Here is an 11735-nt window from a genome sequence, read left to right as displayed (position 1 = left end):
ACGCACTGGATACGTACGGGTGAGGACGCCCCGTGTTGCGATGACGCCGCCCCCGCTCCGCCGACCGCAAGCGTCATCGGGGTCGCGCGAATCCGCCCCCGTTACGCCTTGCGCAGGGGCCGATCCTACTGGTCTGCCCGGACGGTGCGACCACAGGGGCGAGGGCAGTCCGGTCGTGAGGAAGAGGGGTGATCCACCGTCACCCTTCTTTCACAGGCCACCGGCCGGGGGTCGGTGGGTGGGCCGGCCCGGCTGGCGGTAGGGTAACGCCGCGCCAAGTCTCATCCGGATCGCGCGAGTTCCGGTCCGGGAGGATCGGGCCGAGCCGACGAACGGCCAGTCAACAAGGGGGAGAGCGCCGGTGAGCGCTAATGCAACGACCGGATTCTGCCGGGTCACTGTGGTGGCGCCGGACAGCCGGATCGACGTCGCACTGCCGGAGGACGTCCCGCTCGCGGACATCTACCCCGAGGTGCTGAGGCTCTCCGGCCAGACCCAGGCGGACGGTGCGCCGACCGGCTTCCACCTGGTCCGCCGCGACGGAACGGTCCTGGACAGCGGACTGCCGCTGGCCGCTCAGCAGGTGCGCGACGGCGACCTGCTGAGCCTGCGCCCGTTCGCCGAGTCGCTGCCGCCGGCCGTCTACGACGACGTGGCCGACGCCATCGCCAGCGCGGTCGAGGCCGACCGCCGCTTCTGGAGTCCCGAGCTGATGCGGGCTTTCGGCCTGATCGGCTCGACCGTGCTGCTGGTGCTGCTCGGGTTCGCGCTCTGGTTCTCCGACCTGCGCCACGACATGCACAGCCTGCCGGGCATCCTGTCCGGCGTGACCGCGGTCGTCCTGGTCGCCTTCGCGGGGATCCGCGCCCGGGTCTACGACGACCACGACGCCGGGCTCGCGCTCGGCCTCGGCGCGCTCCCGCACACGCTGATCGCGGGCAGCGGCATCATCGCGATCGCCCACCAGGGGGACGGTCCCGGCCGGCTCCAGTTCCTGGTCGGCTGCGTCGCCGTCCTGGTGGTCTCGGTACTGCTGGTCGGCCTGCTGCCGGAGAAGGACTCGGTCTTCGTCGCCTCCTCCTTCCTGGCCGCCGCGGGCACCCTGGCCACCTTCGCGGGCGTGCTGCTCTCCGGTACCCCGGCCACCCACATCGCCGCCGTCACCGGTGTCGCCGCCATCGCCGCGATCGGCGTGCTGCCCGCGCTGTCCGCCCGCTTCGCCCGGCTGCCCGTCGGCTTCAGCGCCCCCGGCCAGACCCGTACCCGGGGTCGCAACTTCTCCGAGGACGAGAACCGCGCCGAGACCGTCCAGTACGAGAAGATCGCCCACCAGGCCCGCCGGGGCCACGAGGTGCTGGTCGGCCTGGTCGGCGGCTGCGCCGCGGTGATCGTCGGCGCCTGCGCCGTGCTCGGCTTCAGCGACACCATGTACGGCGAGCTGCTGGCGCTGGCGGTCGGCATCGCGACCATGCTGCGGGCCCGGCTGTTCCGCTACACCGCGCAGGTCTTCGCCCTCACCATCGCCGGCCTGGCCGGCCTGGGCCTGCTGATCCTGGGCCTGTCGCTGCACACCCCGGAGTTCATCATCCGGGCCGCCGGCTCCACCACCCAGACCGACCTGCGCACGGTCTGGCTGGGCGTCTCGATCGCCTTCGGGGCCGCCGTGCTGACCGCCATCGCGCTGGTCGTGCCGCGTCTGGGCGTCTCCCCGTTCTGGGGCCGCGTCCTGGACATGGTGGACGGCCTGATGCTGATCTCGCTGGTCCCGCTGGCCCTCGCGGTGCTGGACATCTACGGTCTGGTCCGCGGCGCCACCAGCTGATCCGAGGCCCGCGCCACGCGCCCGCCGTCGCCCCGCTGTCGGGGCGGCCGGCGGGCGCTGGTACGCTTGGGCCCGTCCGAGTTCTGTCAGATCCTGTGCCGTCTACCAGGGTCGCTCGGCGAAACCCTTGAAGGAGATGCCGTGGCACTCGCCGCCGACGTCAAGAAGCAGATCATCGCCGAGTTCGGTCAGAACGAGAGCGACACCGGTTCCCCGGAGGTCCAGGTCGCGATGCTCTCGCGCCGCATCTCGGACCTGACCGAGCACCTGAAGTTCCACAAGCACGACCACCACTCCCGCCGTGGTCTGCTGATCCTGGTCGGCCAGCGCCGCCGTCTGCTGCAGTACCTGGCCAAGAAGGACATCGAGCGTTTCCGTACGCTCGTCGACCGCCTGGGCATCCGCCGCGGTGCCGCCGGCGGCGCCCGCTAAGTCCGCCGTGCAGGGGCGGCTCCCCCTACCGGGGAGCCGCCCCTCGCTGCATCCCGCACGGTGCCGCCGTCCTCCGCAGTGACGGACGGCGAACGCCGGGCGAACTCCCTGCGACGAGTCCCTTTCCACACGCGTGGTAATGGCGGGCTCTGTAGGGTGTGAATTTGTAAGGTGAAGGGCATGCCCGCTCATGGTGTCGCGAAGACGCCGCGAGAATTGAGGCAGTGCGACATCACCGAGCGGGCCGCTGGCTTCAAACGGAAGCCGCCCGCGTCCCAGGGAGCGTCCACACGCGACCGCCGACCAGCAGGCCGAGAGGCGCCGGTCCTCGGTAGTGGCCGTCGGGGAGTGCCGAGCCGTCCAGACGACGGCGCCGGCGACCCGGAGGCTTCGATCGAAGACCGGCCCAGATGCCCGGGCCACCGGTAGGCAAAGCGGAGGGGCGCTCCTCGGGAGACGTACGAAAGAGGAGATCTTCCAGGTGGAAGAGAACGTGTTCTACGCCGAGGCCGTCATCGACAACGGCAGCTTCGGCACCCGTACCATCCGCTTCGAGACCGGCCGGCTGGCCCGTCAGGCCGCCGGCTCCGCCGTCGCCTACCTCGACGACGACACCATGGTCCTGTCGGCCACCAGCGCGTCCAAGCAGCCGAAGGAGCACTTCGACTTCTTCCCGCTGACCGTCGACGTCGAGGAGCGGATGTACGCCGCGGGCCGGATCCCCGGCTCGTTCTTCCGTCGTGAGGGCCGGCCCTCCGAGGACGCGATCCTCACCTGCCGCCTGATCGACCGCCCGCTGCGCCCGTCCTTCGTCAAGGGCCTGCGCAACGAGGTCCAGGTCGTCGTGACCGTCATGGCGCTGAACCCGGACCACCTGTACGACGTGGTGGCCATCAACGCCGCCTCCGCCTCCACCCAGCTGGCCGGTCTGCCGTTCTCCGGCCCGATCGGCGGCGTCCGGGTCGCCCTGATCAAGGGCCAGTGGGTCGCCTTCCCGACCCACAGCGAGCTGGAGTCGGCCGTCTTCGACATGGTCGTCGCCGGTCGCGTCCTGCCGGACGGCGACGTCGCGATCATGATGGTCGAGGCCGAGGCCACCGACAAGACCATCAAGCTGGTCGCCGACGGCGCCGAGGCCCCGACCGAGGAGGTCGTCGCCGACGGTCTGGAGGCCGCCAAGCCGTTCATCAAGGTGCTCTGCCAGGCGCAGTCCAAGCTGGCCGCCCAGGCCGCCAAGGAGACCGGCGAGTTCCCGGTCTTCCTGGAGTACCAGGACGACGTGCTGGCCGCCCTGACCGCCGCGGTCAAGGACGAGCTGGCCCAGGCGCTCACCATCGCCGGCAAGCAGGAGCGCAACAACGAGCTCGACCGCATCAAGGCGATCGCCGCGGACAAGCTGCTGCCGGAGTTCGAGGGCCGCGAGAAGGAGATCAGCGCCGCCTACAACGCGCTGACCAAGAAGATCGTCCGCGAGCGCGTCATCAAGGACAAGGTCCGCATCGACGGCCGCGGTGTCACCGACATCCGCACCCTGGCCGCCGAGGTCGAGGCGATCCCGCGGGTCCACGGCTCGGCCCTGTTCGAGCGCGGCGAGACCCAGATCCTGGGTGTCACCACCCTGAACATGCTCCGCATGGAGCAGCAGCTCGACACGCTCTCCCCGGAGACGCGCCGTCGCTACATGCACAACTACAACTTCCCGCCGTACTCGGTCGGCGAGACCGGCCGCGTGGGCTCGCCCAAGCGCCGCGAGATCGGCCACGGTGCGCTGGCGGAGCGGGCGATCCTGCCCGTGCTGCCGACCCGCGAGGAGTTCCCGTACGCCATCCGCCAGGTCTCCGAGGCGCTCGGCTCCAACGGCTCCACCTCGATGGGCTCGGTCTGCGCCTCCACCATGTCGCTGCTGAACGCCGGTGTGCCGCTGAAGGCCGCCGTCGCCGGTATCGCCATGGGCCTGATCTCGCAGGAGATCGACGGTGAGACGCACTACGTCACCCTGACCGACATCCTGGGCGCCGAGGACGCGTACGGCGACATGGACTTCAAGGTCGCCGGTACCCGCAACTTCATCACCGCCCTGCAGCTGGACACCAAGCTGAACGGCATCCCGGCGTCGGTGCTCGCCGCCGCGCTGAAGCAGGCCAAGGACGCCCGCCTGCACATCCTCGACGTGATGAACGAGGCGATCGACACTCCGGACGAGATGTCGCCGAACGCCCCGCGCATCATCACCATCAAGATCCCGGTGGACAAGATCGGTGAGGTCATCGGCCCCAAGGGCAAGATGATCAACCAGATCCAGGAGGACACCGGCGCCGAGATCACGATCGAGGACGACGGCACCATCTACATCGGTGCCGCGGACGGCCCGGCCGCCGAGGCCGCCCGCACCACGATCAACCAGATCGCCAACCCGACCATGCCGGAGGTCGGCGAGCGCTACCTGGGCACCGTGGTCAAGACCACGACCTTCGGCGCGTTCGTCTCGCTGATGCCGGGCAAGGACGGTCTGCTGCACATCTCGCAGATCCGCAAGCTGGCCGGCGGCAAGCGCGTGGAGAACGTCGAGGACGTGCTCGCGGTCGGCACCAAGGTGCAGGTCGAGATCGCCGAGATCGACCCGCGCGGCAAGCTCTCGCTGATCCCGGTCGTCGAGGGCGAGGAGGGCGGCGAGGCCGCCACCGCGTCCGAGTGACGGCTCGCAGCTAGCTGACTCCCGCGGCCCGCACGCCAGCTTGAGCGTGCGGGCCGCACCCTGTTTGTTCCCACCCATGGAGGTACCCGCGTTGGCTCAGGCCTCGGCGGCAACGCAGCGACCCGGCACCACTCGCACCCTGCTCAGAGGCGTCGACGGCGCCGGCACGGTGCGCCGCACCGTCCTTCCCGGCGGCCTGCGGGTCGTCACCGAGACCCTGCCGACGGTCCGCTCGGCGACCTTCGGGATCTGGGTCGGCGTCGGCTCCCGGGACGAGACCCCGGTCCTCAACGGTGCCACCCACTACCTGGAGCACCTGCTCTTCAAGGGCACCGCCCGGCGCAGCGCGCTGGACATCTCGGCCGCCCTGGACGCGGTCGGCGGCGAGATGAACGCCTTCACCGCGAAGGAGAACACCTGCTACTACGCGCGGGTGCTCGACACCGACCTGCCGCTGGCCATCGACGTGGTCTGCGACATGGTCACCGGCTCGCTGGTTCGCGAGGAGGACGTGGAGGCCGAGCGCGGCGTCATCCTGGAGGAGATGGCGATGGCCGAGGACGACCCGGGCGACGTGGTCCACGACCTGTTCGCCAAGGTCATCTACGGTTCCGCGCCGCTCGGCCGCCCGATCCTGGGCACCCAGGAGACCGTGACCGGGCTGAGCCGGGACCAGATCGCCGGGTTCTACCGCCGCCGCTACAAGCCCGAGAACCTGGTCGTCGCGGCGGCCGGCAACCTCGACCACAAGAAGGTGGTCCGGTTGGTCGAGCGGGCCTTCGCGCCGGTGCTGGCCAGGTCCACCGGCCACCCCGCCGAGCTGCCCCGCTCCGTCAAGGCGCTGCGCACCGCCGGGAAGATCCAGGTGCTCAACCGTCCCACCGAGCAGGCCCACCTGGTCCTCGGCCTGCCGGGCATACCCCGCCACGACGAGCGCCGCTGGGCGCTGGGCGTGCTCAACGCGGCCCTCGGCGGAGGGATGAGCTCGCGGCTGTTCCAGGAGGTCCGGGAGAAGCGGGGCCTGGCGTACTCGGTCTACTCGTACTCCACCTCGTACGCGGACAGCGGTCTGTTCGGCATCTACGCCGGCTGCCAGCCCAAGCGGGTCGAGGAGGTCCTGGAGATCTGCCGCGCCGAGTTGGCCAAGGTGGTCGAGGAGGGCATCACGGCCGAGGAACTGCACCGGGCGATCGGGCAGATCTCCGGCTCCACCGTGCTCGGCATGGAGGACACCGGCTCGCTGATGAACCGGATCGGCAAGGCCGAACTCTGCTACGGGCAGCACCTGTCCGTGGACGAGATGCTGGCGAAGATCGCGGCGGTCACCCTGGATGACGTCCGGGACGTGGCACGTGATGTGCTGGGTGCCTACCGGCCCTCGCTCGCGCTGATCGGCCCGATCAACGACAGGCGGGCGGCCGCGCTCGCCGACCTGCTGCACTGAGAGGGTTACCGAAGATGACGCTGCGTGTTGCCGTGATCGGCGCCAGGGGACGGATCGGTTCGGAGGCCGTCAAGGCCGTCGAGGCCGCCCCCGACCTGGAGCTGGTTGCCACCCTGGGCCGCGACTCCGAGCTCTCCGAGCTGGCCGACGCCGGTGTCCAGGTCGTGGTCGAACTGACCCACCCCGATTCGGTGATGGGCAACCTCGAATACTGCCTGCACAACGGGATCCACGTGGTCACCGGCACCACCGGCTGGACCGACGAGCGGCTGGCCACCGTGCGCGGCTGGCTGGCCGAGAGCCCGCGGACCGGTCTGCTGATCGCGCCGAACTTCTCCATCGGCGCCGTCCTCGGCATGCAGTTCGCGCAGGTCGCGGCCAAGTACTTCGAGTCGGTCGAGGTGGTCGAGCTGCACCACGACCGGAAGGCGGACGCCCCTTCGGGTACCGCCACCCGTACCGCGCAGCTGATCGCCGCCGCCCGCACCAAGGCCGGCCGGGGGCCGCAGCAGGACCCGACCACACACGGCCTTGAGGGTGCGCGCGGCGCGGACGTGGACGGGGTGCCGGTGCACGCGGTCCGGCTGCGCGGCCTGCTGGCCCACCAGGAGGTGCTGTTCGGCGACACCGGCGAGACCCTGACCATCCGCCACGACTCGCTGCACCACAGCTGCTTCATGCCCGGCATCCTGCTCGGCGTGCGCAAGGTGGTGGACCACCCGGGCCTCACCTTCGGCCTCGAACACTTCCTGGACCTGTGAGCCGTCGATGACCTCGCGCACCGGTTTCTTCGTGCTCTCCGGCGTCCTGTTCCTGGTCGCCCTGATCTGCGTGGGCGAGGGCGTCCAGCTGATCGCCACCGGCAAGCCGCTCGGCATCGGCATCGGCCTCTGCGCCTTCGTCATCCCGGGGATCGGGGTGTGGTTCCTGCGCCAGACCATCCGCTTCGGGCGGGCCAGCGAGCGGCTCGCCCGCGAGCTGGAGGCCGAGGGCGGGCTGCCGGTGGACGAGCTGAAGCGCACCTCGGGGGGCCGGATCGACCGGGCCTCGGCCGACGCGGTCTTCGCCAGGCGCAAGGCCGAGGCCGAGGCCTCGCCGGCGGACTGGCGGGTCTTCTTCCGGCTCGCGGTGGCCTATGCGGACGCCGGCGACGTGCCGCGCGCCCGCAAGGCCATGCAGCACGCCATCAAGCTGCACGCCACTCCGGCGCCCGTCACGGCGGGCTAGGCTGTCGCCGTCACAAACGGCTCATCCCGGTATTTCTTGGAGGATCTTCGCGTGAGCGATGAAGTGGACCTGACTCCGCAGTTCCGTAGCGATGTCACCGTCGAGCTGGTGCGCAGTGCCGCGGCCGACTCGGACGTGATCTGGGCGGCGCGCGTCTCGACCGCGGGTGAGCAGTCCCTGGAGGCGGTCCAGCAGGATCCGGAGAAGTCCAAGGGGCTGATCAACTTCCTGATGCGGGACCGCCACGGCACCCCCTTCGAGCACAACTCGATGACCTTCTTCATCAGCGCGCCGATCTTCGTCTTCCGCGAGTTCCACCGTCACCGCAGCGGTTGGTCCTACAACGAGGAGTCCGGTCGCTACCGCGAGCTGCAGCCGGTCTTCTACGTCCCCGGCGAGGACCGCAAGCTGATCCAGCAGGGCCGCCCCGGCAAGTACGAGTTCGTTGCGGGCAGCCCGGAACAGCACCGGATCGCGACCGAGGCGATGGAGTCCTCCTACCGGGCCTCCTACCAGGCGTACCGGGAGATGCTCGACGCCGGTGTCGCCCGGGAGGTGGCCCGCGCGGTGCTGCCGGTCGGCCTGTTCTCCTCGATGTACGCCACCTGCAACGCGCGCTCGCTGATGCACTTCCTCTCGCTGCGCACCAAGCGGGAGAACTCGGCGGTTCCGTCCTTCCCGCAGCGCGAGATCGAGATGGTCGCCGAGCAGATGGAGGCGGAGTGGGCGAAGCTCATGCCGCTCACCCATGCGGCCTTCGAGAAGCACGGCCGAGTCGCCCCCTGACCTGGGCCGACAGGCATACGGGCGGGGCGGGTGGCATGTCCGGATTGCGGCTTTTCCGGGTGCTCCCTAGGCTCAAAACCACGGATTCCGGTGCTGCTTGAACCCCCGAGCAAGCAGCACCGGAGTCCCACGTCAGGGCCCGCCGCCCAGCCGCCGTCCGTTCGCAGGCCCTCCTGCGGAGCGGCACTCCGCCCCCGCGGAACGGCACATCTGTCCGAACCATGGACCGGCCTGGTAGACCCCCGGCCGCCTACGAGTAGTTTTGGACGCATGGCTCCGACCTCCACCCCTCAGACTCCCTTCGGCCGGGTCCTGACCGCGATGGTGACCCCGTTCACCGCAGACGGCGGTCTCGACCTCGACGGCGCACAGCGCCTGGCCGCGCACCTCGTGGACTCCGGCAACGACGGCCTCGTGCTCAACGGCACCACCGGTGAGTCGCCGACCACCTCCGACGCCGAGAAGGCCCAGCTGGTCCGCGCCGTGGTGGAGGCGGTCGGGGACCGGGCCCACATCATCGCCGGCGTCGGCACCAACGACACGCACCACAGCGTCGAGCTCGCCCGCCAGGCCGAGGCGGCAGGCGCCCACGGCCTGCTGGTCGTCACGCCGTACTACAGCAAGCCCCCGCAGGAGGGCCTGTACCAGCACAGCGTCACCATCGCGGACGCCACCGAGCTGCCGGTGATGCTGTACGACATCCCCGGCCGCTCCGGGGTCGCGCTCAGCACCGAGACGTTGGTCCGGCTCGGCGAGCACCCGCGGATCGTCGCCAACAAGGACGCCAAGGGCGACCTCGCCGCCGCCTCCTGGGCCATCGCCCGCAGCGGCCTGGCCTGGTACTCCGGCGACGACATCCTCAACCTGCCGCTGCTGTCGGTGGGCGCCGTCGGTGTGGTCAGCGTGGTCGGCCATGTGGTGGCCGGCGAGCTGCGCGCCATGATCGACGCCTACCAGGCCGGCGATGTCGCCAAGGCGCTGTCGATCCACCAGAGCTTGCTGCCGGTGTTCACCGGCATGTTCCGCACCCAGGGCGTCATCCTCAGCAAGGCGGCGCTGAACCTCCAGGGGCACGCGGCGGGACCGCTGCGCCTGCCGCTGGTCTCCGCCACGCCGGAGGAGATTGACCGGCTGAGGCTGGATCTCGCCGCCGGCGGGGTACACCTGTAGCAGACACAGACGTGCGCGCCCCGGCTCGCCGGGCCCATCGCAGGCCCGCCGCTGGACCGGACCCAAGGCGCGAGGGCACCAGGACCTGAAATGTAGGAAACCGACGAAGCACGCACGCCATATGTCTTCAGGGGAGGATCCCGGGCATATGGCGTGCGTCGTAAGGAGAGTCTTTTGAGCCACCCGCATCCCGAACTCGGCGCGCCACCGGCCCTGAAGGAGGGCGCCCTCCGCATCACTCCGCTCGGCGGCCTCGGTGAGATCGGCCGCAACATGACGGTCCTCGAGCACGGGGACCGCATCCTGATCATCGACTGCGGTGTCCTCTTCCCGGAGGACGAGCAGCCCGGTGTCGACCTGATCCTCCCGGACTTCAGCTACATCCGGGACCGGCTGGACAAGGTCGACGGCATCGTCCTCACCCACGGGCACGAGGACCACATCGGCGCCGTCCCCTACCTGCTCCGGGAGAACCCGGAGATCCCGCTGATCGGCTCCAAGCTCACCCTGGCGCTGATCGAGGCCAAGCTCGCCGAGCACCGGATTCGTCCGTACGTGCTGGAGGTCGAAGAGGGGCAGCGCGAGCGGATCGGCCCCTTCGACTGCGAGTTCATCGCCGTCAACCACTCCATCCCGGACGCCCTCGCGGTCGCCGTCCGGACGCCCGCCGGCATGGTCGTCGCCACCGGTGACTTCAAGATGGACCAGCTGCCGCTCGACGGCCGGCTCACCGACCTGCCGACCTTCGCCAAGCTGGCCGAGGAGGGCATGGACCTGCTGTTGGTGGACTCCACCAACGCCGAGGTCCCCGGCTTCATCCCGCACGAGCGGGACATCTCGGCCGCCCTGCGCAACGTCTTCGCCAACGCCGATCGCCGCATCATCGTCGCTTCCTTCGCCAGCCACGTGCACCGCATCCAGCAGGTGCTGGACGCGGCCCACGAGTACAAGCGCAAGGTCGCCTTCGTGGGCCGCTCGATGGTCCGCAACATGGGCATCGCGCGGGACCTGGGCTACCTGAAAGTCCCGGGCAACCTGATCGTCGACGTGAAGACCCTGGATGACCTGCCGGACAACGAGGTGGTGCTCATCTGCACCGGCTCGCAGGGCGAGCCGATGGCGGCGCTCTCCCGGATGGCCAACCGCGAGCACCAGATCCGGATCACCCAGGGCGACACCGTCGTCCTCGCCTCCTCGCTGATCCCGGGCAACGAGAACGCGGTGTACCGGGTCATCAACGGCCTGACCCGGTGGGGCGCCAAGGTCGTGCACAAGGGCAACGCCAAGGTGCACGTGTCCGGCCACGCCTCCGCCGGCGAGCTGCTCTACTTCTTCAACATCTGCCGGCCGCGCAACCTGATGCCGGTCCACGGCGAGTGGCGCCACCTGCGAGCGGCGGCCGACCTGGGTATCGCGACCGGTGTGCCGCGTGAGCGTACGGTCATCGCCGAGGACGGCGTCTGCGTCGACCTGGAGAACGGCGTCGCGCGCATCGTCGGCAAGGTCCAAGCCGGTTACGTCTACGTCGACGGCTCGTCGGTCGGCGACATCACCGAGGCCTCGCTCAAGGACCGCCGCATCCTCGGTGAAGAGGGCTTCATCTCGGCTTTCGTCGTGGTCGACTCCACCAACGGCAAGATCGTAAGTGGTCCGACCATCCAGGCCCGCGGCTCCGGCATCGACGACAGCGCGTTCATCCCCGTCGTGGCGAGGCTGGAAGAGGCGCTGACCAAGTCGGCGAACGACGGTGTGCTGGAGATCCGCCAGGTCCAGCAGCTGGTCCGGCGCACCATCGGCAAGTGGGTGGCGGACAACTACCGCCGGCGCCCGATGATCATGCCGGTCGTGGTCGAGGTCTGAGGCGCCCTGGCGGTCCAGGCGGGTTCGGCCGGCTGAGCCGACCGGCTCGGTTTGACGTGGGGCGGCCCGGTGCGTAATGTTCTCCGGGTTGCCCCACGGGACGCCGGAAGTTCTCGAACGAAATTCGAGAGCGGAAAGCGGGCCGGAAAACTCTGATAGAGTTTGGGGGCGCCGAAAGGCGAAAGCGAATCCGATGGAATTCGGTCCGGTAAACGGAGCGGAAAACATCTGATAAGCTGGAAACACGAAAGAACGAAGCGCCCGGAGGTTCCGCTGGAAGGCGGTCCGAAGGAAGCGTC

Annotated in this window: 9 protein-coding genes; all 9 read left to right on the top strand. The window is 69.8% G+C overall.

Going from position 1 to position 11735, the window contains the following annotated elements; translation table 11 throughout:
* Positions 1-361 precede the first annotated feature (361 nt).
* The 9 genes from eccD to ABD369_RS33890 all read left to right on the top strand — a co-directional run bounded on the left by eccD (position 362) and on the right by ABD369_RS33890 (position 11436).
* Positions 362-1822: a type VII secretion integral membrane protein EccD gene (gene eccD / locus ABD369_RS33930; RefSeq protein ID WP_344640469.1), complete on the top strand. Its 1461-nt coding sequence runs from the start codon at positions 362-364 to the stop codon at positions 1820-1822.
* Positions 1823-1963: 141 nt separating this feature from the next.
* Positions 1964-2254 (top strand): 30S ribosomal protein S15, encoded by a 291-nt coding sequence (gene rpsO, locus ABD369_RS33925; protein ID WP_344640468.1) that lies wholly within the window; start codon positions 1964-1966, stop codon positions 2252-2254.
* Between the two features lie 481 nt (positions 2255-2735).
* Positions 2736-4949 carry a polyribonucleotide nucleotidyltransferase gene (locus ABD369_RS33920; RefSeq protein ID WP_344640467.1) on the top strand — a complete coding sequence of 738 codons (2214 nt, stop codon included), beginning with the start codon at positions 2736-2738 and terminating at the stop codon, positions 4947-4949.
* Positions 4950-5025: 76 nt separating this feature from the next.
* A complete protein-coding gene (locus tag ABD369_RS33915) occupies positions 5026-6393 on the top strand; it encodes a M16 family metallopeptidase (protein ID WP_344640466.1) in 1368 nt (455 codons plus the stop codon).
* 14 nt (positions 6394-6407) lie between these two features.
* Positions 6408-7154: a 4-hydroxy-tetrahydrodipicolinate reductase gene (gene dapB / locus ABD369_RS33910; protein ID WP_344640465.1), complete on the top strand. Its 747-nt coding sequence runs from the start codon at positions 6408-6410 to the stop codon at positions 7152-7154.
* 7 nt (positions 7155-7161) lie between these two features.
* Positions 7162-7620 carry a tetratricopeptide repeat protein gene (locus ABD369_RS33905; RefSeq protein ID WP_344640464.1) on the top strand — a complete coding sequence of 153 codons (459 nt, stop codon included), beginning with the start codon at positions 7162-7164 and terminating at the stop codon, positions 7618-7620.
* A 51-nt stretch (positions 7621-7671) separates the two neighbouring features.
* Positions 7672-8406, top strand: a complete 735-nt coding sequence (gene thyX, locus ABD369_RS33900; protein ID WP_344640463.1) for an FAD-dependent thymidylate synthase — start codon at positions 7672-7674, stop codon at positions 8404-8406.
* 270 nt (positions 8407-8676) lie between these two features.
* Positions 8677-9576: a 4-hydroxy-tetrahydrodipicolinate synthase gene (dapA, locus tag ABD369_RS33895; protein ID WP_344640462.1), complete on the top strand. Its 900-nt coding sequence runs from the start codon at positions 8677-8679 to the stop codon at positions 9574-9576.
* A gap of 174 nt (positions 9577-9750) precedes the next feature.
* Entirely contained in the window at positions 9751-11436 is a 1686-nt protein-coding gene (locus ABD369_RS33890) for a ribonuclease J (RefSeq protein ID WP_344640461.1), read from the top strand.
* The last annotated feature ends 299 nt before the right edge of the window (positions 11437-11735 follow it).

This window comes from Kitasatospora cystarginea (assembly GCF_039533515.1).
In the GTDB taxonomy this organism is placed as follows: Bacteria; Actinomycetota; Actinomycetes; order Streptomycetales; family Streptomycetaceae; genus Kitasatospora; species Kitasatospora cystarginea.
This window is presented reverse-complemented; position numbering and strand designations above follow the sequence as displayed.